Raw genomic sequence first — 24,102 nt, forward strand, 5'->3', positions numbered from 1 at the left:
CGGAAGACGGTCGAACGAATTTTCCCCAAGTTAACGCTGAGTAATGACGGCCCCGTGGGAGATCCGGGTGGCGCACCCTGCGCGACAGGCGTCGAACACCACGACGAGCAGCGGAGACATGCGCGCCATGTCAGCACCATGAGGAGCGTATGCCCCTTAGCGGAACTGGGAGTTCTCACTATGTGAGAAACCAGCCGTCGGCCGGAAACGCCCCATCTGGCCACACAGCACCCACGTCCCCTCCCTCGTGGCATAACAAGACAGTCACATCCTGACCTTCACCGCTCCCAGAGCCCGCTGGCTGCGCTTAGAGTCACGCCCAGTCACCGCGCCGCCGGGAGCTCCACGGGCATGGCATCGCCAAACCCTTCAGCACGCCCGGCAACGGAAACGGCACCTCAACCATGAGGAGGCCGCCAGGAAAGGACACAGCGTGCGACACCGTTCCTTGCTCATTCTCACCGCCGTGATCACCACGGGAGCACTCAGCCTCACCGCCTGCGGTTCGCGCGACGACGCCAACGGCGGCGCCAAGGGCAGCGGCGACAAGACCACCGTGGTCATCGGCGTCGACGCCCCGCTGACCGGCTCGCTGTCCGCTCTGGGCATGGGTATCAAGAACTCCGTGGACCTGGCGGTCAAGACCGCCAACAAGAACAACGAGGTCCCCGGTGTCGAATTCAAGATCGAGTCCCTCGACGACCAGGCCCAGCCGTCCTCCGGCCAGGCCAACGCCACCAAGCTGGTCGGTATGAAGGAAGTCCTCGGCGTGGTCGGCCCGCTGAACTCCGGCGTCGCCCAGTCCATGCAGGGCGTGTTCAACTCGGCGAACCTGACGCAGGTGTCCCCTGCCAACACCGGTCCCGCGCTGACCATGGGTGACAACTGGGGCAAGGGCGAGAAGAAGCGTCCGTTCCAGACCTATTTCCGCACCGCGGCCACCGACGACATCCAGGGCAAGTTCGCCGCCCAGTACCTGTTCAACGACGCGAAGAAGAAGAAGGTCTTCGTGGTCGACGACAAGCAGACCTACGGCGCCGGCCTGGCCAAGATCTTCTCCGACGAGTTCAAGCGCCTCGGCGGCAAGGTCGTCGAGACCGACCACGTCACGCCGAAGGAGACCGACTTCTCCACCACCGCGGACAAGGTCAAGGCCTCCGGCGCGGACTCGGTCTACTTCGGTGGCCAGTACCCCGAGGGCGGCCTGCTCGCCGACCAGATCAAGAAGGCCGGGGCCAAGATCCCCGTGATGGGTGGCGACGGCCTCCTGGACCCGCAGTACATCAAGGCCTCCGCCGAGCCCAACGAGGGTGACCTCGCCACCTCGATCGGCTACCCGGTCGAGAAGCTGGAGACCGCCAAGAAGTTCGTCGCCGACTACAAGGCCGAGGGCTACAAGGACCCGTACGCGGCCTACGGCGGCTACTCCTACGACGCTGCCTGGGCGATCATCCAGGCGGTCAAGGCCGTCGTCGCGGCCAACGACAACAAGCTGCCGGAGAACGCCCGCGCCAAGGTCACCGAGGCCATGGCCAAGGTCTCCTTCGAGGGTGTGACCGGCTCGGTCGCCTTCGACGAGTTCGGTGACACCACGAACAAGCAGCTCACCGTGTACGTCGTCAAGAACGGCGAGTTCGTGGACGTCAAGAGCGAGACGTTCAAGGACTGACCACCCACCGCAGTACCCCGCACCACATGTTCCAGCCCGCGCGAGGGCGCAAACAGCGCCCTCGCGCGGTTTCATATCCGACACCTTCATCGGAGGCCCTGCGGTGAACGAACTGCCGCAACAGCTGGCCAATGGCCTTGCCCTCGGTGCCCTTTACGGCCTCATCGCCATCGGGTACACCATGGTCTACGGCATCGTCCAGCTCATCAACTTCGCCCACGGCGAGATCTTCATGATCGGGGGCTTCGGCGCCCTCACCACCTACATATGGCTCCCCAGTGGAACCCCGCTCGTGGTGGCGATCCCCCTCATGATCATCGGTGGCGCGATCGCCTCCGTCGCCGTCGCCACCGCCGCGGAACGCTTCGCGTACCGGCCGCTGCGCAGCGCACCGCGCCTGGCCCCGCTCATCACCGCGATCGGCCTGTCCATCGCGCTCCAGCAGATCATCTGGGGCTTCTACCCCGGTGCGAAGTCCGCCAAGAGCTTCCCCGAATTCACCGGCGAGTCCTTCAAGATCTTCGACAACCTCGCCATCCAGCGGGCCGACGCCTTCGTGCTGGTCCTCGCCCCGCTCTGCATGCTCGCCCTGGGACTCTTCGTCTCCAAGAGCCGCAGCGGCCGTGCCATGCAGGCCACCGCGCAGGACCCGGACACCGCGAAGCTGATGGGCATCAACACCGACCGCATCATCGTGATGGCCTTCGCCATCGGCGCCGCGTTCGCCGCGGTCGCGGCGGTCGCCTACGGCCTGGACAAGGGCCAGATCAACTTCGAGATGGGCTTCCTGCTCGGACTCAAGGCCTTCACCGCCGCGGTCCTCGGCGGCATCGGCAACATCTACGGCGCCATGATCGGTGGTGTCGTCCTCGGCCTCGCCGAGGCCCTGTCGATCGCCTACATCTCGGACATCCCCGGCATGGAGCAGCTCGGCGGCGGCGCCTGGAAGGATGTCTGGGCCTTCGCACTTCTCATTCTCGTGCTCCTCTTCAGGCCCCAGGGCCTGCTCGGTGAGCGCGTAGCGGATCGGGCGTGAGAACTATGACGACCTCCGACACCACCAAGGCACCGGGCACCGCCCCGGCGGACGGCGCCACCAAGGCGACCACCCTGCTCCGGCTCACCGCCGCGGGCGGCGTGGCCACGGTCGCGAGCACCTTCCTCGCCTGGACCTGGACCTCGGCCTTCCCCGGCAACCTCACCATCAGCGGCTACCCGGGCGGCCTCCAGGTCCTCACCCTCGCCGCCGGCCTCCTCACCGCCCTCGTCGCGCTGGCCTCGCTCGGCATCAAGGGCCTCGGCTGGCTCGTGCCCGCCGGCGGCGCCAAAGCCCTGCGGGCGCTGGCCCTGGGCGGCTTCGCCACCACCTGGTTCAGCCTCGTCGCCATCGCCGTCGAACTCAACGGCCTGGTCAACCTGGAGCCGGGCGGCTACGTCGCCGCTGTGGCCTCCGTGATCCCCGTCATCACCGCGTTCCGGTTGCCCGACGACACCCGCACAGCCACGCCGCCCAAGGAGCTTCCCTCCTGGGCCGAGATCCTGATCATCGTCGCCGCCTTCGCGGTCGGCCTCTACGTGATCACGTACGGCATCGACACCGAGTACGCCGAACTCTTCACCGGCTACCTCATCGTCGTCGGCTCCGCCGCCGCGGCCATGATCAAGTCCGGGCTCATGGCACGCCTTTCGGCGATCACCGCCAAGCACCGGCAGGTGACGGTGATCGGGGCCTTCGTCGCCGCGATGGCCTTCCCGTTCACCCAGAACACCGACCAGTACACCCTGATCGCGGTCAACATCCTGATCTTCGCGACCGTGGCTCTGGGTTTGAACGTCGTCGTCGGCCTCGCGGGCCTGCTCGACCTCGGATACGTCGCGTTCCTCGGCGTCGGCGCCTACACCGCCGCGCTCGTCTCCGGCTCGACGGCCTCCGCGTTCGACATCCACCTGCCCTTCTGGGCTGCCGTGCTGTTCGGCGCGTTCGTCTCGCTGGTCTTCGGTGTCGTCATCGGCGCCCCGACCCTGCGACTGCGCGGCGACTACCTCGCCATCGTGACGCTCGGCTTCGGTGAGATCTTCCGGATCGCCATGGGCAACCTCGACGGCACCTCGGGACCGCAGATCACCAACGGCCCGAACGGCGTCCCCAACATCCCCGACCTGGAGTTCTTCGGATACAACTTCGGGGAGTCGCACAACATCCTGGGCTTCGAGCTCGGTGCGTACGCCAACTACTACATGCTGATGCTCCTCGCGACGGCCGTCGTCGTCCTGGTCTTCAGCCGCGCGGGCAACTCCCGCATCGGCCGTGCCTGGGTCGCCATCCGCGAGGACGAGACCGCGGCCACCGCCATGGGCATCAACGGCTTCCGGGTCAAGCTGATCGCGTTCGCGCTCGGTGCCACCCTCGCCGGCCTCGCGGGTACCGTGCAGGCACACGTGCAGCACACCGTGGTTCCGGAGATGTACCAGTTCGCCGGACCGGTGCCACCCAACTCCGCCTTCCTTCTGGCGGCCGTCATCCTCGGCGGTATGGGCACCATCAGCGGTCCGCTGCTCGGCGCCGCGCTGCTCTACATGATCCCGGCCAAGCTGCAGTTCCTCCAGGACTACCAGCTACTCGTCTTCGGTATCGCCCTCATCCTGCTGATGCGTTTCCGTCCCGAGGGGTTGATCGCCAACCGGCGCGCCAAGCTGGAGTTCCACGAGACCGGCCAACTCGACGTACCTGAACAACGGGCCTCCGGCGACGCCTCCGTCGGCACGGCCAAGGCTGGGGCGTGAGCACCATGACAACCACCACCACCGCAGAGAGCACCACGAAGACGGCGGAGACCGTCCTCGACGCGAGCGGCGTCACGATGCGGTTCGGCGGCCTCACGGCCGTGCGGTCCGTGGACCTGACCGTCCGCTCGGGTGAGATCGTCGGGCTCATCGGGCCCAACGGCGCGGGCAAGACGACCTTCTTCAACTGCCTCACCGGGCTCTACGTGCCCACCGAGGGCACGGTGAAGTACAAGGGCACGGTGCTGCCGCCCAAGCCGCATCTCGTCACCATCGCGGGCATCGCCCGTACCTTCCAGAACATCCGGCTCTTCGCCAACATGACCGTCCTGGAGAACGTCCTCGTCGGACGCCATACCCGGACCAAGGAGGGCCTCTGGTCCGCCCTGCTGCGCGGTCCGGGCTTCAAGAAGGCGGAAGCGGCGTCCCACGCGCGGGCCATGGAGCTCCTGGAGTTCGTGGGTCTCGCCCACAAGGCCCAGCACCTCTCGCGTAACCTGCCCTACGGCGAGCAGCGCAAGCTGGAGATCGCCCGGGCGCTCGCGAGCGACCCCGGTCTGCTGCTCCTGGACGAGCCCACGGCCGGTATGAACCCTCAGGAGACCCGGGCAGCCGAAGAGCTGATCTTCGCGATCCGGGACATGGGCATCGCCGTGCTCGTCATCGAGCACGACATGCGCTTCATCTTCAACCTGTGCGACCGGGTCGCCTGTCTCGTACAGGGCGAGAAGCTCGTCGAGGGCACGGCCGCGGTGGTCCAGGGCGACGAGCGCGTCATCGCGGCCTATCTCGGTGAACCCTTCGAGGGCGAGCCGGGCCAGGAGGAAGCCGCCGAGGTCGAGGCCGCCGAACAGGCGGCGGCCAACGCCGAGGAGGGCGCCGCAGTGGCGGCCGAATCGACCGACTCCGACGAGGCGGACGACGACGCCGACGACACCGACAGCTCCGATGCCGGCGACTCGGACGGCGACACCAGCACCACCAGCACGGAAGGGGACGCGAAGTGACCGCACTCCTCGAAGTCGAGGACCTCCGGGTCGCGTACGGCAAGATCGAAGCCGTCAAGGGCATCTCCTTCTCCGTCGAGGCCGGCCAGGTCGTGACCCTGATCGGCACCAACGGCGCCGGCAAGACCACGACCCTGCGCACCCTGTCCGGGCTGCTCAAGCCGTCCAGCGGCAAGGTCATGTTCGACGGCAAGCCGCTCAACGGCACTCCCGCCCACAAGGTGGTGTCGCTCGGGCTGGCCCACTCCCCCGAGGGCCGGCATATCTTCCCGCGCCTCACCATCGCCGAGAACCTCCAGCTCGGAGCGTTCCTGCGCAAGGACAAGGCCGGGATCGAGAAGGACATCCAGCGCGCCTACGACCTCTTCCCGATCCTGGGAGAGCGCCGCAAGCAGGCCGCTGGCACCCTCTCGGGCGGTGAGCAGCAGATGCTCGCAATGGGCAGGGCTCTGATGTCCCAGCCCAAGCTGCTGATGCTGGACGAGCCGTCGATGGGTCTCTCCCCGATCATGATGCAGAAGATCATGGCGACCATCGCCGAGCTCAAGTCGACTGGTACGACGATCCTGCTGGTCGAGCAGAACGCCCAGGCCGCGCTGTCCCTGGCGGACCAGGCGTACGTCATGGAGGTCGGCGAGATCAAGCTCACCGGCACCGGCCAGGACCTGCTCCACGACGAGAACGTCCGCAAGACGTACCTCGGCGAGGACTGACCGGTACGCACACGGAGAGGCCCGCACCCCGATCTTCCGGGGTGCGGGCCTCTCGGCTCTGGGCGCGGGCTCGGCTACTGCCCCTTCGCCGCCTTCTTCTCCTCGGCGTCCTCGATGACCGCCTCGGCCACCTGCTGCATCGACAGCCTGCGGTCCATCGACGTCTTCTGGATCCACCGGAAGGCGGCGGGCTCCGTGAGTCCGTACTGGGTCTGCAGGATGCTCTTCGCCCTGTCCACCAGCTTGCGGGTCTCCAACCGCTGGGAGAGGTCGGCGACCTCCTGCTCCAGCGCCTTGAGCTGCGTGAAGCGCGACACCGCCATCTCGATGGCGGGGACCACGTCGCTCTTGCTGAACGGCTTCACCAGATACGCCATGGCGCCCGCGTCCCTGGCCCGCTCCACCAGCTCGCGCTGTGAGAAAGCGGTCAGCATCAGCACCGGCGCGATCGACTCGTCCGCGATCACTTCCGCCGCGGAAATCCCGTCGAGCACGGGCATCTTCACATCGAGGATCACCAGATCGGGGCGGTGCTCGCGCGCGAGTTCGACGGCCGCCTGGCCGTCACCCGCCTCGCCGACGACCGTGTAGCCCTCTTCTTCCAGCATCTCTTTCAGGTCGAGGCGGATGAGTGCCTCGTCCTCGGCGATGACGACGCGGGTCGTCATCGGCGGGACGTGCGACGTGTCGTCGGCGGGCTGGGGCGACTCGGGGGCGGTCACAGGGGCTCCTCGGTGCGTCACGAACTGCTCCCCATGAGCCTACCCAGCTGCGGTAAGGTGGTGACCCACAGGGCCACCACGACCCTGGCTTTCTTAGGCCCCAGTACTCCAACTGGTCAGAGAGGCCGCTCTCAAACAGCGGACAGTGTGGGTTCGAATCCCACCTGGGGCACTTTCCTTCATTCCCAAGGTCACGTCGGCGGCGTGGTCGCCGCGTGAATCCCGTGGCCGTCAGGCATTCAGCAACTGGTTGAAGAATGCCCGGTAACGCTGGAGCGCCATCCGCAGATCCTCTGTCTGGATCTCCTCACCACGGGACCACTGGCCCTCAAGCTCCCGCTTGTGGTCGGCGAAGGTCGTGGCCAGGGACTGGATCACCTCGGCGACCAAGGTGTCCGCGTTGCGTACGGCTTCCCTGGGGTCGTCCACGAACGTGCCCTGGATCTGCTGCCAGCGGTCGCGATAGCCCTCTGCCTCACCGGGGGGAACGAGCGCCTGCCGAACGGGCTCTTCCGCCGCTTCGGCCGGGGGTGCGGTCTCGACCGGAGGTGCTGTCTCGGTTGCGGGTGCGCCACGGGACTCGGGTGCGGCATCGGCCGCGGGGCCCGCTTCGGTCACCGGTGCCGCCTGGCCCGGGTAGATGCTCCGCTCCGTCTCCTGCCGCCGGTCCGTCCCCGGCTTCGTGAGGTCTTCGGTCGAGAGGTCGGCCGCGGGCGGTGCACCGCGCGCCGTCTCGGGGTTCCGCATGTCAACTCACCTCGTGAGCACGGCGGTCAGGCCGCGCCGTAGCGTGTGTCTCGCTGCTGATTGCCGAGCAGTTCCCTGAAAAGCGTCCGGTAGTGCACCATGGCACCGCGCAGTTCCTCGGTGGTTGCGCTGCCGTCCTGGTTTCGGACGTTCACTTCGTGGGCGGCCCGGTAGTGCTCCAGGGTGTTCGCGTGCTCCACGGAGAGGTCGCGCACTTGCTGTTCGTACCCGTCCGTGGGATAGCCGCGATCGCCCATGAGCCGGGTGACCAGGTGGTCCGCATCGTCCACGCTCTGGCGCGGCTGGTCCACGAAGCGTTCCTCCGCGCTCTTCCACTCCATGGTGTAGCGCTCACGGGCCTCTGGTGGCAGCTCCCTGATGTCGAGAGCACGGTGACGCTGCTCCCTGGCGTGCAGCTCGCGTTCGGCGGACCGCCTGCCTGCACCGTCCGTTTCGACGGCCCGGTCGTATTCAGGACCGAACCTCTGCCGGAGCCGGCGGCGGCGCATGGTCAGCCGGCTCACCATCACGACCAGTGCCAAGAGGACCGCCAGGGCGATGACGATGGCGACGACAGTTCCTGTGGACATCCGGACCTCCGTATGTCCCAGAGCCAAAAGCCCCTGCAATCGCCGACTGCCCAGGCACGCGCGGGGCAAACACCATCCGAAGGTCGAGGCGGTCAGGAACCGGGCGTGTCGTCCGTGCCGACGTGGTGCACGCGCACCAGATTGGTCGAGCCCGACACCCCAGGCGGGGACCCCGCCGTGATCACCACGATGTCGCCCTTCACACAGCGGCCGATCCGCAGCAGTTCCTCGTCCACCTGGTCGACCATCGCATCGGTGGAGGCCGCCTGCGGCACGAGGAAGGTCTCGACGCCCCAGGTGAGGTTGAGCCGGGAACGGGTGGCAGGATCAGGAGTGAAGGCCAGCAGTGGAATCGGCGAGCGGTAGCGCGACAACCGCCGGACGGTATCCCCCGACTGAGTGAAAGCGACCAGGAACCTCGCGCCGAGGAAGTCCCCGATCTCGGCCGCGGCACGGGCGACGGCACCGCCCTGTGTCCGGGGTTTGCTGCGTTCGGTGAGCGGCGGGAGGCCCATGGCGAGGATGTCCTCCTCGGCTGCCGCGACGATACGGGACATGGTCCTGACCGTCTCCGAGGCATAGCTGCCGACGCTGGTCTCAGCGGACAGCATCACGGCGTCGGTGCCGTCGATGACGGCATTGGCGACATCGGACGCCTCGGCACGGGTGGGCCGGGAGTTGTCGATCATGGAGTCGAGCATCTGGGTGGCGACGATGACCGGCTTGGCGTTGCGCTTGGCCAGCTTGATCGCACGCTTCTGGACGATCGGGATCTGCTCCAGCGGCATCTCGACGCCGAGGTCGCCACGCGCGACCATGATGCCGTCGAAGGCGGCGACGATCTCCTCGATGCAGTCGACCGCCTGGGGCTTCTCGATCTTCGCGATCACCGGGAGCCGGCGGCCCTCCTCGTCCATGACCCGGTGGACGTCAGCGATGTCACGCCCGCTGCGCACGAAGGACAGGGCGATGACGTCGGCGCCGAGCCGGACCGCCCAGCGCAGGTCCTCGACGTCTTTCTCGGACAGCGCGGGCACGGAGACGGCCACACCGGGGAGATTGAGACCCTTGTGGTCGGAGACGAAGCCGCCCTCGATCACGAGTGTCCGCACCCGCGGACCGTCGACCGAGGTGACTTCGAGTGCGACCCGCCCGTCGTCCACGAGGATGCGCTCACCGGTGACGACATCGGCGGCGAGCCCGGAATACGTGGTCCCGCAGACGCCGCGGTCACCGTCAACCGGCTCCACGGTGATGGTGAACTCATCGCCGCGTTCAAGCAGTACCGGACCTTCGCGGAACCGCCCGAGACGGATCTTCGGGCCTTGTAGGTCGACCAGGACACCGACGCTGCGTCCGCTCTCGTCGGATGCCTTGCGCACGCGGTGGTAGCGCTCCTCGTACTCACCGTGAGTGCCATGGCTGAGATTGAAGCGGGCGACATCCATTCCGGACTCGACCAGTGCCTTGATCTGGTCGTATGAATCGGTGGCGGGCCCCAGTGTGCAGACAATCTTCGCTCGGCGCATGATTCGAGCCTATGGGCTACCGACGGGTAGCGAATTTGGCACACATGGCCGTTCAACAACCTTTCGATGAAGGGTTGTTGACAAGCAATGAAGTGTGCACAGGGGCGCTCTTCCGAGCATCCACGACCGCGCTCCCGGCAGCGCGGGCCGCCGGGGGCGCGGTTGCTGCACAGAGTCCGGCGTTCGGCGGCCGTAGGCACGGCACGCCCTACAACTTCGGTGGTGTCATCGTGAACCGCGCATTCACCTGGGCGTAGACCGTCTGGCGCTGCGGTTCGAGATCGAGGGCAGGGGCGGGGGCACCGGCAGCACCCGCGCGCGCCGCGCCGGGAGGCTGGGCGCCCCGGTACGCCACCGGGGACTCCGCGCCGATGTCGGCGAGTTCGACCAGGGCGGCGAGATCGGCACCGAGGGCGCCGGCGTATTCGCGGGCGCGCTGGACGGCTTCGAGAACGGCCTGGCGCCGGGCGTCGGCATGAGCCGGGGAGTCGGGGCGCAGGGCCCACCAGGGGCCGTCGACATGGGTGAGATCGAGGTCGGCAAGGCGGGTGACGAGCTCCCCCAGGACCGTGAAGTCGGCGATTACCGCGGTGACGCGGACCCGGCCGTGGTAGGCGCGAACACGTTCACTGCGGCCGTGGGAAGTCAGTTCGGGGCTGATGGAGAACGCCCCGGTCTCCAGCTTCTCGACCGCATCGCCATAGGACTTGATCAGATCGAGCACCTGGCCGTTACGGCCGGTCAGGTCCTCCAGCGCGGCCCTGCGGTCCTTGCCGCGGGCACTGACGGTGACTCCGATCCTGGCGATCTCCGGATCGACTTCCAACCGCGCCTCGCCGCGGACGGCGACTCGCGGGGTTTCGGGGGTTCCGTACGGCGCCGCCTCATTCGTCATGTGGTCTCCCTCGCTGTTGTTCCCGGAACACTTTCGCAGGCAGCCGGCCTGCGCCAGAATCTACGCGCGTTGTGCCATTGAACGAGGGAGATCAACAAATGCCGCTCAACCGCAGGACGTTTCTCGGCCGATCGGCCGCGGCGGGAGCCGGTGCGGCCGTCGCGGGGACGGTGGCCGCCACTCCGGCCGCCGCTCAGGGCCATGCACCCGGCCACGGCCACGGACGACCGCCGAAGCGGTACTCGTTCACCGTGATGGGCACCACCGACCTGCACGGCAACGTCTTCAACTGGGACTACTTCACGGACAAGGAGTTCGACGACAAGAACCACAACGACGTCGGCCTCGCGAAGATCTCCACCCTGGTCGACCAGGTAAGGCGGGAGAAGGGGCGGCGCAACACGCTGCTGATCGACGCAGGTGACACCATCCAGGGCACCCAGCTCTCGTACTACTACGCCAAGGTGGATCCGATCACGGCCCGGCGCGGCCCCGTCCACCCCATGGCCCAGGCCATGAACGCCATCGGCTACGACGCCGCGGCACTCGGCAACCACGAGTTCAACTACGGCATTCCGGTGCTGCGCAAGTTCGAGGAGCAGTGCGACTTCCCGCTGCTCGGCGCCAACGCACTGGATGCCAAGACCCTGCAGCCCGCGTTCCGCCCGTACAGCATGCACCGCCTGCGCACCCCGTGCGGACGGGATGTGAGGATCGCGGTCCTGGGGCTCACCAACCCCGGCATCGCGATCTGGGACAAGGCCAACGTCGGCGGCAAGATGGTCTTCCCCGGCCTTGAGGAGCAGGCGGCCAAGTGGGTGCCGAAGCTGCGCTCGATGGGTGCGGACGTCGTGATCGTGTCGGCGCACTCCGGCTCCAGCGGCACCTCCTCGTACGGCGACCAGCTCCCCTACATCGAGAACGCGGCGGCACTGGTGGCCGAGCAGGTACCGGGCATCGACGCGATCCTCGTCGGGCACGCGCACACCGAGATAGCGGAGTACAGGGTCGCCAACAAGGAGACCGGCAAGCAGGTCGTCCTCTCCGAGCCGCTCAAGTGGGGCCAGCGACTGACCCTGTTCGATTTCGACCTTGTGTGGCAGAAGGGTCGCTGGAGCGTCGAGAAGGTGGGCGCGCGGGTGCTCAACTCGAACACGGCCGCCGAGGACCCGCGGATCGTCCGGCTGCTGGGGGACGAGCACAAGAAGGTGGTCGCCTACGTCAACCAGATCATCGGTACGTCGACCGCCGCGATGTCCACGGCCGAGGCGCCGTGGAAGGACGAACCGATCATCGACCTGATCAGCCATGTGCAGGTGGAGACGGTCAAGGCGGCCCTGGCCGGAGGTCCGTACGCCGCGCTGCCGGTGCTCTCACAGGCCTCGTGCTTCTCCCGGACGGCGTCGATCCCGCAGGGCCAGGTGACGATCCGCGAGGCGGCCGGGCTCTACCCGTTCGAGAACACGCTGGAGGCACGGCTGATGACCGGCGCCCAGCTGAAGGACTATCTGGAGTACTCGGCCAGGTACTACGTCCAGACGACCGCCGGGGCGCCGGTGGACACGGCGAAGCTGACGAACGCCGAGAGCATCCCGGACTACAACTACGACGCGCTCTACGGGGTGACGTACGAGATCGACATCGCCAAGCCGTCCGGTTCGAGGATCGTCAACCTGTCGTTCGACGGCAAGCCGGTCGATCCCGCAGCCCAGTTCGTGCTGGCGGTGAACAACTACCGGGCCAGCGGCGGTGGTGCCTTCCCGCATGTGGCCAAGGCGCAGCAGTTGTGGGCGAATTCGGATGAGATTCGCAACACCATCATCCAGTGGGCTCAGGCCAAGGGGACGATCGACCCGGCCTCCTTCGCCTCGGTGGGCTGGAAGCTGACCCGGGACGGCGTTCCGGTGTTCTAGGGCGTGTTGCGAAAGTAGCTCCGTCCGCCCGCAGGGCGGGGCCTGCGGCGTCTGGTGCGTGCGATCGCAAGGCGGAGGATCATCCTCGTACTGGACGTACTTGGATGACTCCGACAACGCAGCGAGCGTGCGTGCCAGACGTCGAGGGTCAGGAGGGACTTTCGCAGCACGCCCTAGGACCGCTCCGCCAACGGAGTGAACGGAGGCGCCTGGGCGGGGAGCCCGGGCGCCTCCTGGTGTTCCAGGCCGAAGCTGGTGAACGCGGTACGCCGCGGGAGCGGATAGTGCTCCTTCCCGGTCAGGGAGTTGAGGATGGTGGCACTGCGCCAGGCGGCAAGGCCCAGGTCGGGCGCGCCGACACCGTGGGTGTGGCGCTCCGCGTTCTGCACGTACACCGAGCCTGTGACACCCGGGTCGAGCACCAACCTGAACTCCGAGTCCACCAAGGGGCGTTCGGACCGATCCCGACACATTTGGGCGTCGAGCCCTGCGAGCAGCCGGTCGAGCGGGCGCTCGCGGTACCCGGTGGCCAGGACCACGGCGTCGGTGGTGAGTCGGGAACGGGTGCCCTGCTGGAGGTGTTCGAGGTGCAGCTCGACCTTGGTGGTGGCGACCCGCCCTGCGGTGCGCACCCGCACGCCCGGGGTGAGGACCGCGTCCGGCCAGCCGCCGTGCAGGGTGCGGCGGTAGAGCTCGTCGTGGATGGCGGCGATGGTCTCGGTGTCGATGCCCTTGTGAAGCTGCCACTGCCCTGGGACGAGCCGGTCTCGTACGGCTTCGGGCAGGGCGTGGAAGTAGCGGGTGTAGTCCGGTGTGAAGTGTTCGAGGCCCAGTTTCGAGTACTCCATGGGGGCGAAGGCCTCGGTGCGGGACAGCCAGTGGAGCCTTTCCGAACCGGTGGGTCGAGCGCGCAGCAGATCGAGGAAGATCTCCGCGCCGGACTGGCCTGAGCCGATCACGGTGACATGCCCGGCGGCCAGCAGCTGTTCGCGGTGCGCGAGGTAGTCGGCGGAGTGCAGCACCCGGACACCGGGGGCGTCGGCGAGCGGCTTCAGAGGTACCGGGATGTGCGGCTCGGTGCCGATGCCGATGGCGACGTTCCTCGCGTACGCCCGCCCGAGGACGTCCGGGGCGTCCGGGGCGTCCGGGGCGTCATCGGCACCGCCGGTCCGGGTGAAGTCGACCTCGAACAGGGTGCGTTCGGCGTTCCAGCGGACGGAGTCGACCCGGTGGCCGAAGTGCAGTCCGGGCAGCGACTCACTCACCCAGCGGCAGTAGGCGTCGTACTCGGCTCGCTGGATGTGGAACCTCTCGGCGAAGTAGAACGGGAAGAGCCGTTCACGGGCCTTGAGATAACTGAGGAACGACCAAGGGCTGGCCGGGTCGGCGAGGGTCACCAGATCGGCGAGGAACGGGACCTGGAGGGTGGCGCCGTCGATGAGCAGACCGGGGTGCCAGTGGAAGGCCGGGCGCTGCTCGTAGAAGGCGAACCCGAAGTCGCCCGGCCTTCCCCCCTCCCGCTGCCGCAGCCCGTGGGCGAGTGCGGCAAGGGAGAGGCCGAACGGGCCGATGCCGATCCCCACCAGGTCCCGGGGCTGGTGCGGGTCGTACGCGACGTGGGCCGACGTGCCGGTCATCAGGTGGTATTGCCTTCCACGAGTGCGATCAGGGCGGCGAGGTCGCCGGGGGTGGTGTGCGGGTTGAGCAGGGTGGCCTTGAGCCAGAGACCGCCGTCGGCACGGGACCTGCCCAGTACGGCGCGGCCCTCGTGCAGCAGGGTGCGGCGCAGATCGGCCACGGTGTCGTCGCTCGCCCCGCGCGGGCGGAAGAGCACCGTGGACAGCACGGGCTCGGAGTGGAGTTCCAGTGCCGGGTGCTTGGCCACGAGGTCGGCGAACTCCCGGGCAGCGGCCATGGTGCGCTCGACGAGCTCGGCGAGTCCGCTGCGGCCGAGTGCGCGCAAGGTGACGGCGATCTTGAGGACGTCAGGGCGCCTGGTGGTGCGCAGGGAGCGACCTAGCAGGTCGGGGAACCCGGCTTCGGTGTCGTCGTCGGGGTTCAGGTAGTCGGCGGTGCAGGCGAGCGGCGCGAGCAGAGCGCCGTCCGGGACGGTGAGCAGTCCCGCCGCGACCGGCTGCCAGCCGAGTTTGTGCAGGTCCAATGTGACGGAGCCGGCGCGCTCAAGGCCGTGCAGCAGCTCTCGGTGCCGGGCGCTGAAGAGCAGCGCCCCACCGTACGCGGCGTCGACGTGCAGCTCGGCTCCGTGTCGGGCGCAGAGGTCGGCGATGCCCGGCAGCGGGTCGATCCGACCGGTGTCGGTGGTGCCCGCGGTGGCGACGACCAGCGCGGGGCCGCGCCGGGCGCTGAGCACCTCGTCGAGTGCGGCGAGGTCGGTGGTGCCCTCGGCGGCGGGTACGGCGACCGGCTCGCGGAGTCCCAGCAGCCAGGCGGCGCGGCGGACCGAGTGGTGGGTGTGGCTGCCACAGACGACCTGTACGGCGCCGAGCCGTTCGCGGGCCAGGAGCAGGGCGATCTGGTTGGCCTCGGTACCGCCGGTGGTCACGATCGCGTCGGGGGCCGTGGCGCCGGGATACACCTCGGCGGCCAGTGCCCGGGTGACCTCGGCTTCCAGCTCGGAAGCGGCGGGCGCCTGGTCCCAGGAGTCCAGCGACGGGTTGAGCGCGGAGGCGGCGAGGTCGGCGGCGACGGCGAGCGCGAGCGGCGGGCCGTGCAGATGGGCGGCGCACCGGGGGTCCGCGGGGTCGGCCGCACCCGCTGCGAAGGAGCCGACGAGGGTACGGAGCGCTTCCTCGGCGCCGCTGCCGTGGTCCGGGACGACCGGCCTGACCGTGCCCCGGACCCTCCTGCCCACCGCGTCCGGGCCTCCGCGCGGCAGCGGCCCGCCCCTCCGGTCCGCTCCCTCCTTCAGCGCGTCGAGTACGACGGCGAGGAGGGGGCGCAGGGCGTCACGCCCGGCAACCCCTCCGGCGAGGGGCGGTGTGCTCATGCGGGGTCCTTCGGTGCGCTGTGGGACGGCTGCACCAGGGTGGACTCGTTCGTCCCCGCGCTGTTCCGGGTTGGGGGGTATCCAACCCGAACGGGTTACGGCACGTCGCGGTCCGCGGGGCGCCGGGACGCCCGGGGTGTACCGCGCCCCGTGGTGTGCTGCAGCACGGGGCGCGGTGCGCCGCGGAGGCCCGGGCGGACAGGACCGCCGGCCGGGTCGATGTGCTCGGGAGCTACCCCTGCTGCGAGCGCACCCGGTACGCGCGGCGCAAGTCGTCGAGCTGGTCGACGAGCTTGCGGCGCAGAGCCGGGGGGATCTCCGCGTCGCGCAGGCACTCCTCCCCCACCCGCAGGTGCTCCGCTTCGACCGCGTGGACCGGGAACGCGTGCTGGCCCGCTGCCTGGGCGATGGCCGGGCCGCGGCGGGCGGCGAGTGCCACGGCCGCGGGGTAGTAGCGCGGCACGTAGTCCCGTACCAGCTCGGCCTGTTCGGGCTGCCAGAAGCCCTGGGCGGTCGCGTTGAACAGGTAGTTGGAGAGACCGTCGGTCTCGAAGAGCCGGGACCAGGCGGCTTGTTTGGCCTCCGGCGTGGGCAGCGCGGCGCGGCAGCGCGCGGCGCCTTCCTGTCCGGTGGCGCTGGGGTCGCGGTCTAGCTCCACCGCGATCTCGGCCTCGCCGATCGCGCCGAGTACGGCGAGCCTGGCGAGGATGCGCCAGCGCAGTTCGGGGTCGAGTTCGGGTCCACCGGGCACGCTTCCCCCGTCGAGCCAGTCGTGCAGGCCGTTGGGGTGGGCTGCTGCGGCTGTGAAGTGGCGTACGGCGGTCAGCCGCAGACCGGGGTTCCTGCCGTCCTCGGTGCGGCGGATCAGATCCCGGGTGAGGTCGGTGATGAGTGCGAGCCCCGCCGGGCGCTGCCCGGGAGTGAGCAGGCGGTCGGTGATGTGGGTGGCCGCGAAGGCGAGGACGCCCTGGACGACGGCGAGGTCGGCCTCTTCGGGGAGATGGGCGCGCGCGGTCTCCAGATAGGCGACGGGTTCGAGTTGACCGTCGCGGACCATGTCCCGCAGGGCGTTCCAGACGACGGCGCGGGTGAGCGGGTCGGGGATGCCGGAGAGACCGCGCAGCGCGGTCTCCTCGGAAGCGCTGTCGAAGCGGATCTTGGCATAGCCCAGGTCCCCGCCGTTGAGCACCACGAGAGCGGGGCGACGGCCCGGTCGTATCGCGGGCGCGCTGCCCGGCGTGGGCTGCGGCTGCGGTACGTCGATCTCGAAGTGCTCACGCAGCACGAGGCGTCGGGACTCGACGGGGTCGCGGTCGTAGGCGCCGACGGCGATACGGTGCGGGCGGCTGCCGTCCTGGGCGACGCGGAGCTGCCAGCCGCCGTCGGCCTCCGCCACTTCGGCGGTGAGCGTGTCGACCCCGGTGGTGCGCAGCCAGGCCTCTGCCCAGGCGTGCACATCGCGGTCGGTGACGGCGGCGAGCGAGTCGAGGAAGTCGGCGAGGGTGGCGTTCCCGAAGCGGTGCCGGGTGAAGTGGCGGTTGATCCCGGCGAGGAAGTCCTTCTCACCGATCCAGGTCACGAGCTGGCGCAGGGCCGACGCGCCCTTGGCGTAGGAGATGCCGTCGAAGTTGACGAGCGCCGACGCGCAGTCGGGCACGTCGTCGGGGTCGGGCGCGACCGGGTGGGTCGACGGGCGCTGGTCGGCGTCGTACCCCCACGCCTTGCGTGCGATGCCGAAGGAAATCCACGTGTCCGTGAACCGGGTGGCCTCGGTCAGGATCTGGTAGCCCATGTACTCGGCGAAGGACTCGTTCAGCCAGATGTCGTCCCACCAGCGCATGGTGACCAGGTCGCCGAACCACATGTGCGCCATCTCGTGGGCGATGGTCACGGCACGGGACTGCCGCTCGGTGTCGGTGACGGCGGAGCGGAACATGTACTCGTCGCGGAAGGTGACCAGGCCCGGGTTCTCCATCGCGCCCGCGTTGAACTCGGGGACGAAGGCCTGGTCGTACGAGTCGAAGGGGTAGGGCTCCTCGAACCGCTCGTGGTAGCGGTCGTAGCAGGCCCGGGTGATGCCGAGGATCTCGTCGGCGTCGGCGTCGAGGTAGGGGGCGAGGGACCGGCGGCAGTGGATACCGAACGGCAGCCCCGCGTGCTCGGTGCGCACGGAGTGCCAGGGCCCTGCGGCGACGGCGACGAGATAGGTGGGGATCAGCGGAGTGGGCGCGGCTGTCCAGCGTCCTTCGCCGTGGTGTTCGGTGATCCCGTTGGCGAGGACCGTCCATCCCTTGGGCGCGGTGACGGCGAGCTCGAAGACCGCCTTGAGGTCGGGCTGGTCGAACGCCGCGAAGACCCGCTGCGCGTCGTCCATGAACAGCTGGGTGTAGGTGTAGGTCTCGCCGTCGCTCGGGTCGGTGAAGCGGTGCATGCCCTCGCCGGTGTGCGAGTAGGTCATCGCGGCGTCCACGCAGAGCTCGTGTTCACCGGCCGTGAGCCCTTTCAGCGGGAACCGGTTCCCGTCGAGGGTCTCGGGGGCGAGGGGCAGGCCGTCCAGAGTGACGGAACGCAGGGCGGCGGGCTTGAGCTCGACGAAGCTGTCCCCGTCGGCCCGGGCCGTGAACCGGATCGCGGTTCGTGAGTCGAAGTTCTGATCACCGGTGGTGAGATCGAGTTCGATCGAGTACCGATGGACGTCGATGAGCTCGGCTCGGGTCTGCGCTTCGTCGCGCGTCAGTACGGACATGGGGGACATGCTGCCTGATGGGGCCGAGCGAAGGCACGGGGGATTCGCTCTCAGCGTGGGCGGGTTTCACGCCGGCCGCGCCTGGTCACGCCCGGTCTCCGTGTCCCGCTCCCCGTGTCCCGCTCCCGCGCCGCGTCCGCCGGGCCTTGCTCCGTGTCCCGCTCCGCCCCGTGCTCCCGCTCATGCCGGGGCGAGCTCTCCGCCCGCGATCCTGTCGAAGGTCCCGGCGACGCGTTCGCGGTCCGCTCCGTCGGCCGGCAGCGCGTGCAGCAGCAGCCGGGCCTTGGGGGCGTCGAGATGGCCGGGCGGAGATGGCGCCACCGAGGGTGAAGACGGCCACGGGGCTCGTCATGGCTGTCCCTGTTCCTTGTCGGCGATGGTCTCGTGGTGGCGGATGACCTCGGCGATGATGAAGTTCAGCAACTTCTCGGCGAACCCCGGGTCGAGCTTGGCGCTTTGGGCGAGTTCGCGGAGCCGGGTGATCTGGCGGGCCTCGCGGGCCGGGTCGGCGGGCGGGAGGTGGTGGCGCGCCTTGAGGTGCCCGACCTGCTGGGTGCATTTGAAGCGTTCCGCGAGCATATGGACGACCGCCGCGTCGATGTTGTCGATGCTCTCCCGCAACCGGATCAGCTCGGCTTGTACGGACGCGTCGATGCCGCTGGGCTCGCTTGTGCTCATGGGGAGGGAGCTTACGTCGGCCGGGGGTCGTGCGGAGCGGGGAAGGCGACCTCCTGGTGCGCCTCCCCCGCCCCGTCCCGTACCGCGACGCGGATTACCGGGTCACGCTGCCGGGAGGTCGCGAGTCACAGTGTCGCGGCCGCGTTCTCGATGTCCTTGGCGAAGGTGGACACCTCGGTGTAGACGCCGGGGTAGCCGGCGCGGGCGCAGCCGTATCCCCAGCTCACGATGCCGACCTGGATCCAGGCGTTGTTGTTGTCCCGGCGGAACATCGGGCCGCCGGAGTCACCCTGGCAGGTGTCCACACCGCCCTCGTTGTAGCCCGCGCAGATCTCCTCGCCCGCGACGAGCTCGGAGTACGCCGACTCGCATTCGGCGTCGGAGACGAACGGGACCGTGGCCTTGCGCAGGTAGCGCTGCTGCGCGCCGCCTTCGCGGGTCGCGCCCCAGCCGGCGACGGTGAACGTGCCGCTGTTGTAAGCGGTCGTGTCGGCGATCTCGAGTGTCGCGAGGTTGATCGGCGAAGCGAGCTTGATCAGGGCCCAGTCCTTGCCGGTGCCGTTGTAGCCGGGGGCCCGGAGGACCTTGGTCGACTTCACCTTGATGGCGCTGGAGCTCCGGAGGTCCACTACACCGGCGGTGACGGTGATGCTGGTGTTGTTGCCCGAGCCGCTCACGCAGTGGGCGGCCGTCAGCACGATCTGCTGGGTGTACAGGGAGCCGCCGCAGCCCATGGAGAGGCGGACCATGAAGGGGAACTCGCCCTGGGCGGCGCGGGTTCCGCCGACGACGGGCTGAGGGGAGGCGATGGCGGAGGTCGGCTGGAGGCTGACCGCGGCGAGCAGGACCGCGCCTGCGGCCACACATCTCTTGAGGGCACGTACGAGGGTGTTGTTCACCGAATGCCTTCTTCCGTGGGGGGTCTTGCCGGTTGAGCGTTGCCGTGCGACTCACTGGGTGACATGAGCCCGTCAACACTGGTCCGGATTATGAGGACGGTGTGTCGTAGCCCACAAGGCGCACTTTCGGCCAGGCCGGGCCGGGGCGGCACGGCAGGAGGAGGGCCCGGACGCGGTCGGCGGGAGCGGCCCGGCGACGCGCGCCACCGCCGCACCGAGCCGTAGAGTTGACGGGTCTCACGTCTGACGTCGCACGGCACCGGCAGGGGGTACGGACGTGGCGGAGGGCAGCAAGGTGGTACACGGCTACCCGCACCTCGACACCGCGCGGGCGGCCATCACCGCGCTGCACACACGCCTGTCGTCCGACGGCGTGCGGGCTTACGCGAGCAGCGTCGCCCCGGCCGATGTGGCCTTCGCCGACCAGGACGACCTCCATCTGGGGACGCAGCGGGTCGCCCACGCCCTGGTGCGCCAACTCCGGCTGCCGGAAGCACGGATGATCGTGAGCTTCCGCGAGATGCGGCACGCCGCGAGCGTCGAACTCACCGCCGGGCCCGAGTACTTCATCGAGCTGAACGACCGCTTCCGCAGACACCGAAGGGACATCGGCGCGGCACTCGCACACGAGATCACCCATGTGCTGCTGCACCGCCTCGGGCTCGCCTTCCCCGGTACACGCGACAACGAGGTCCTCACGGACACCGTGACGACCTACCTGGGAGCCGGCTGGCTGCTGCTCGACGCCTACCGCGAGGACGCGGTGTCCAGCCAGAAGCTGGGCTATCTGACCCCTGAGGAATTCGGCTACGTGCTGGCGAAGCGCGCCCTGCTGTTCGACGAGGACCCTTCGGTGTGGTTCACCAGTCCGCAGGCGTACACGGCCTACACGAAGGGCCGTGCTCAGGCGCTGGGCGACGGACGGCAGCCGCCGCTCGCAGCGGCAGGCTGGAACGGGCGGCGCCGCTACGCGAAGGACCGGCGCGACGCGCAGCAGCGCCTCGCGGCGTCCGGGCAGCCGGGCCCTTGGCCCCCAGGATCGACCTACGCCCTCGAAGGGCCGGCCTACGCCTTCGAGGGGTCGCCCGGGGACGGACTGCGGGTGTCGTTCCCGTGCCCGGTGTGCCGGCAGCGGATCCGGGTGCCCGTACGGGGCCGGGTACGGGCCCGCTGCGCGCTGTGCCGGACAGTTCTCGAATGCGATACCTGAGGACGTTTCCGTAGGGTTTCCCCATGAGGACCGACGAGCCGGACGATCCGGGCACAGCGCTCTTCGAAGCCGTCTACGAGGGCGACGACGACGCCCTCGTACGAGCCCTGCGGGCGGGGGCGGCGGCAGAGGCAACCGACGAGGACGGGCAGACGGCGCTCTACGCCGCGGCGTCCCTGAACCGGCCGGGCATGGTGCGCCTGCTGCTCGCCGCGGGCGCCGATCCGAACCGCGCGAGCGGCGCCGACGGCGCGGAGCTGCCCCTGTGCGGGGCCGCGGTCTGGGGTCGCACCGAGGTGATGCGGGCTCTGCTGGCCGCGGGCGCTCGGCCCGATCTGGAGGAGGATCCCGGGGTGCGCGCGCTGACCTGGGCCTGCCGCCAGGGCCGCGCGGATGTGGCGGACCTGCTGCTCACCGCCGGCGCCGACCCGGATCTGCCGGGCTCAGGCGGTGAGCCGCCACTGGTGACCGCCGCCAGGCGCGGCTCACCCGCAAGCGTGCGAACCCTGCTGCGCCACGGTGCCAGGCCCACGCCGGAGGCACTCGGCGAGGCTCGCGAGTGGATCGGCGTCGATGTGGAGGCGCGGCTGCGCCGTGAGCTGTCCGGGATGGGCGGCGAAGGGCTTGAGACCGTGTCCCGTCGTGTCGACGAGGGCGGCACCGTGACGGTGATCGTCGAGCTGATCCAGGACGGGAGCCTGGTGGCAGGCAACGAGCAGCAGACCGGCCACGCCGCCGTCGCCACATTGCTGGAGGCCTCGATGGGCACGAGGACCCCCGCCGGCGAGCTGGCCGAGCGCGCCCTGCGCTGCGGCGATCCCGACCAGGACGACTGGACCGAGGCCGTGGGCGTGCTCCAGCGCCGCGGCGACGAGGAGACCTTCTTGGCCGCAGCCGCGTGGGTGGGAACCGAGGATCCGCTGCGGCAGGCGTTCGGGGCGGATGTGCTGGCGGGTCTCGGGCTGCCGGACGAGGAGCACGGCACCGGTGCCGCCGATCCGGACGGCGTCCCGGCCGGGTCGGGGCAGGCGAATCCCGGACACGCGGGGCTGCCAGCCCGCGTGGTGCCGCTGCTGCGGGAGCTCGCCCGGGAGGCCGGCGATCCTGAGGTGATCCGCTCCGCCGTCGCGGGGCTCGGACAGCAGCGCGACCCGGCCGGGGTGGGGGAGATCCTGCGCCACGCCGGACACGCGGATCCCGAGGTGCGCTTCGGTGTGGCGGTGGCGCTGCACGGGCTGCTGCCCGGGGGCCACGCCGAGGGCATCGACACGGTCATCGGGCTCACCCGGGACGAGGACGACGGAGTGCGGGACTGGGCGACGACCGTGCTGGCCGACACCGAGGCCGACGGCCCCGCGATCCGCCAGGCTCTCGCCGACCGCCTCGCGGACGCGGTCCCGGACATCGAGGCGGAGGCCGCGCGCGGCCTGGCGATGCGTCAGGACACCCGCGCGGTGGCGGCGTTGGAGCGGATCCTGGCGGACGAGGACCCGGGTGGGTACGCGTACTCCACCGCGGAGCAGGCGGTGGAGTACGTCTTGGACGAGGCGGCCCGTCGACGCCTGGACGCGACGGTGCCGCGCGGTCGCTGAGCGGGGTGCGCGCTCCCGGCGCACCGCACCCCGGTGCGGTGCGCCGCCGGGTCTGCCCGCCTCACTCGTCGGGACCCGGCGGGTGCGGGCACCCCGCCCCGCCGAACCCGGCGCGCCCGGCAAACGCATCGCGGGCGACGTCTCGCGTTCACCACGGGGACATTCCGGCCCGCCGTAATGCGGAGCTGTACGGACAACAGTTGTCCATACAGCTTCGGCCCCGCCTCGCAACGCTCATGGAGTACGCGTGACCACCCCTGCACGTACCGCCGCTCTCACCGGCGCCCTCGGTATCGCCCTGACCCTCACCGCCTGTGGCGCCGCACCCGACAAGACCACCGCCACCACCGCCGACGGCAAGAACATCGCGACCGCGGCATCGGCTGCCGACGTGGGCGGGATGGACGCGCTGGTCGCCGCCGCGAAGAAGGAGGGCACGCTCAACGCGATCGCCATCCCCCGCGACTGGGCGAACTACGGGGCGATCATCGACGGGTTCACCGCCAAGTACGGCATCCAGGTGCACGTCGAGAACCCCGACGGCTCCAGCCAGGACGAGATCAACGCGGTGAAGTCCCGCAAGGGCCAGGACCGCGCGCCGGATGTACTCGACCTCGGGGCTGCCTTCGCGCAGGCCGCGGCGGCACAGGGACTGACCGCCCCCTACAAGGTCGTCGCCTTCGACAAGATCCCTGCGAGCCAGCGCGACGCGCAGGGCCGCTGGTTCAACGACTACGGTGGTTACGTCTCCATCGGCTGCGACGCCAAGCGCGTCAAGGTCTGCCCGCAGACCTTCGCCGATCTGCTGAAGCCGGAGTACAAGGGCAAGGTCGCCCTCAATGGCAACCCCACCAAGTCCGGCTCTGCCTTCGGCGGTGTCTACGCCGCCGCGATCGCCAACGGTGGGTCGTTCGACGACATCCAGCCCGGAATCGACTTCTTCGGCAAGCTGAAGAGGAACGGCAACTACAACCCCGTCGAGTCCACCCCGGCCACGATCGAGAAGGGCGAGACCCCGATCAGCATCGACTGGGACTACCTCAACTCCGGCTACGCCGAGCAGTTCAAGCCGAAGGGCCTCGACTGGCGCACCGTCGTCCCGAAGGACGGCGTCTACGCCCAGTACTACTCGCAGGCCATCAACAAGGACGCCCCGCACCCGGCCGCCGCGCGGCTCTGGCAGGAGTACCTGTACAGCGCAGAAGGCCAGAACCTGTGGCTCAAGGGCCACGCCCGCCCGGTGCTGATGCCCGCCATGACCGCCGACGACACCATCGACAAGGCCGCCTCCGCCGCTCTGCCGCCCGTCGAAGGCACCCCCCGGTTCCCGAGCGAACAGCAGACCGCCAAGGCCAAGGAGACCCTCGCCAAGGGCTGGGCCGCGGCCGTCTCCGGGTGATC

20 protein-coding genes and 1 tRNA gene are annotated in these 24,102 nt (G+C 69.4%); 10 read left to right on the forward strand and 11 right to left on the reverse strand.

Translation table 11 applies throughout. The features are described 5' to 3' along the window. Positions 1 to 433: 433 nt before the first annotated feature. The 5 genes from V1460_RS26125 to V1460_RS26145 all read left to right on the forward strand — a co-directional run bounded on the left by V1460_RS26125 (position 434) and on the right by V1460_RS26145 (position 6,173). Positions 434 to 1,669 (forward strand): branched-chain amino acid ABC transporter substrate-binding protein, encoded by a 1,236-nt coding sequence (locus tag V1460_RS26125; RefSeq protein ID WP_338676059.1) that lies wholly within the window; start codon positions 434 to 436, stop codon positions 1,667 to 1,669. A gap of 103 nt (positions 1,670 to 1,772) precedes the next feature. Continuing rightward, positions 1,773 to 2,705, forward strand: coding sequence for a branched-chain amino acid ABC transporter permease (locus tag V1460_RS26130; RefSeq protein ID WP_338676060.1), 933 nt, complete (start codon positions 1,773 to 1,775; stop codon positions 2,703 to 2,705). Positions 2,706 to 2,710: 5 nt separating this feature from the next. After that, complete coding sequence (locus V1460_RS26135; protein ID WP_338676061.1) at positions 2,711 to 4,453, forward strand: ABC transporter permease subunit; 1,743 nt, start codon at positions 2,711 to 2,713, stop codon at positions 4,451 to 4,453. Between the two features lie 5 nt (positions 4,454 to 4,458). Then, entirely contained in the window at positions 4,459 to 5,460 is a 1,002-nt protein-coding gene (locus tag V1460_RS26140; RefSeq protein WP_338678206.1) for an ABC transporter ATP-binding protein, read from the forward strand. Beyond that, positions 5,457 to 6,173: an ABC transporter ATP-binding protein gene (locus tag V1460_RS26145; RefSeq protein WP_338676062.1), complete on the forward strand. Its 717-nt coding sequence runs from the start codon at positions 5,457 to 5,459 to the stop codon at positions 6,171 to 6,173. The genes V1460_RS26140 and V1460_RS26145 overlap by 4 nt, the downstream gene beginning before the upstream one ends. A 74-nt stretch (positions 6,174 to 6,247) precedes the next feature. On the opposite strand, the gene V1460_RS26150 is transcribed toward V1460_RS26145, so the two are convergent. Beyond that, positions 6,248 to 6,895, reverse strand: a complete 648-nt coding sequence (locus tag V1460_RS26150; RefSeq protein WP_338676063.1) for a response regulator — start codon at positions 6,893 to 6,895, stop codon at positions 6,248 to 6,250. Between the two features lie 97 nt (positions 6,896 to 6,992). Between V1460_RS26150 and V1460_RS26155 the strand changes: the two genes are divergently transcribed. Then, positions 6,993 to 7,067 (forward strand) — tRNA-Leu (locus V1460_RS26155). 59 nt (positions 7,068 to 7,126) lie between these two features. Here the strand turns inward: V1460_RS26155 and V1460_RS26160 are convergent. From V1460_RS26160 to V1460_RS26175, 4 genes are all read right to left on the reverse strand, one after another. Beyond that, positions 7,127 to 7,642: a hypothetical protein gene (locus V1460_RS26160; RefSeq protein ID WP_338676064.1), complete on the reverse strand. Its 516-nt coding sequence runs from the start codon at positions 7,640 to 7,642 to the stop codon at positions 7,127 to 7,129. Between the two features lie 26 nt (positions 7,643 to 7,668). Further along, positions 7,669 to 8,232 carry a hypothetical protein gene (locus V1460_RS26165; RefSeq protein ID WP_338676065.1) on the reverse strand — a complete coding sequence of 188 codons (564 nt, stop codon included), beginning with the start codon at positions 8,230 to 8,232 and terminating at the stop codon, positions 7,669 to 7,671. Between the two features lie 92 nt (positions 8,233 to 8,324). Further along, complete coding sequence (gene pyk, locus V1460_RS26170) at positions 8,325 to 9,761, reverse strand: pyruvate kinase (protein ID WP_338676066.1); 1,437 nt, start codon at positions 9,759 to 9,761, stop codon at positions 8,325 to 8,327. 208 nt (positions 9,762 to 9,969) lie between these two features. Then, the gene (locus V1460_RS26175) at positions 9,970 to 10,656 is read right to left on the reverse strand and encodes an SIMPL domain-containing protein (RefSeq protein WP_338676067.1); all 687 of its coding nucleotides are present in this window, start codon (positions 10,654 to 10,656) and stop codon (positions 9,970 to 9,972) included. 98 nt (positions 10,657 to 10,754) lie between these two features. Between V1460_RS26175 and V1460_RS26180 the strand changes: the two genes are divergently transcribed. Beyond that, complete coding sequence (locus tag V1460_RS26180) at positions 10,755 to 12,569, forward strand: 5'-nucleotidase C-terminal domain-containing protein (RefSeq protein ID WP_338676068.1); 1,815 nt, start codon at positions 10,755 to 10,757, stop codon at positions 12,567 to 12,569. A 173-nt stretch (positions 12,570 to 12,742) separates the two neighbouring features. Here V1460_RS26180 and V1460_RS26185 read toward each other — a convergent pair whose 3' ends face one another. From V1460_RS26185 to V1460_RS26210, 6 genes are all read right to left on the reverse strand, one after another. Further along, positions 12,743 to 14,206, reverse strand: coding sequence for a SidA/IucD/PvdA family monooxygenase (locus tag V1460_RS26185; protein WP_338676069.1), 1,464 nt, complete (start codon positions 14,204 to 14,206; stop codon positions 12,743 to 12,745). Beyond that, positions 14,206 to 15,576: an aminotransferase class V-fold PLP-dependent enzyme gene (locus tag V1460_RS26190; protein WP_338676070.1), complete on the reverse strand. Its 1,371-nt coding sequence runs from the start codon at positions 15,574 to 15,576 to the stop codon at positions 14,206 to 14,208. Before V1460_RS26190 ends, V1460_RS26185 begins: the two co-directional genes overlap by 1 nt. Before the next feature lie 232 nt (positions 15,577 to 15,808). Then, on the reverse strand, positions 15,809 to 18,331 hold the full coding sequence (gene pepN, locus V1460_RS26195; RefSeq protein ID WP_338676071.1) for an aminopeptidase N: 2,523 nt from the start codon (positions 18,329 to 18,331) through the stop codon (positions 15,809 to 15,811). Between the two features lie 171 nt (positions 18,332 to 18,502). Next, the gene (locus V1460_RS26200; protein WP_338676072.1) at positions 18,503 to 18,643 is read right to left on the reverse strand and encodes a hypothetical protein; all 141 of its coding nucleotides are present in this window, start codon (positions 18,641 to 18,643) and stop codon (positions 18,503 to 18,505) included. 27 nt (positions 18,644 to 18,670) lie between these two features. Then, on the reverse strand, positions 18,671 to 19,000 hold the full coding sequence (locus V1460_RS26205; protein ID WP_338676073.1) for a chorismate mutase: 330 nt from the start codon (positions 18,998 to 19,000) through the stop codon (positions 18,671 to 18,673). Positions 19,001 to 19,125: 125 nt separating this feature from the next. Next, positions 19,126 to 19,899, reverse strand: a complete 774-nt coding sequence (locus V1460_RS26210) for a serine protease (protein ID WP_338676074.1) — start codon at positions 19,897 to 19,899, stop codon at positions 19,126 to 19,128. 277 nt (positions 19,900 to 20,176) lie between these two features. Between V1460_RS26210 and V1460_RS26215 the strand changes: the two genes are divergently transcribed. The 3 genes from V1460_RS26215 (at position 20,177) to V1460_RS26225 (ending at position 24,100) form a co-directional block, all read left to right on the forward strand. Then, positions 20,177 to 21,109: a hypothetical protein gene (locus tag V1460_RS26215; protein WP_338676075.1), complete on the forward strand. Its 933-nt coding sequence runs from the start codon at positions 20,177 to 20,179 to the stop codon at positions 21,107 to 21,109. 23 nt (positions 21,110 to 21,132) lie between these two features. Continuing rightward, entirely contained in the window at positions 21,133 to 22,701 is a 1,569-nt protein-coding gene (locus tag V1460_RS26220; RefSeq protein ID WP_338676076.1) for an ankyrin repeat domain-containing protein, read from the forward strand. Between the two features lie 247 nt (positions 22,702 to 22,948). Further along, on the forward strand, positions 22,949 to 24,100 hold the full coding sequence (locus V1460_RS26225) for an extracellular solute-binding protein (protein WP_338676077.1): 1,152 nt from the start codon (positions 22,949 to 22,951) through the stop codon (positions 24,098 to 24,100). Positions 24,101 to 24,102 lie beyond the last annotated feature (2 nt).

Origin of the sequence: Streptomyces sp. SCSIO 30461, from assembly GCF_037023745.1 — a bacterium.
Classification (GTDB): Bacteria; Actinomycetota; Actinomycetes; order Streptomycetales; family Streptomycetaceae; genus Streptomyces.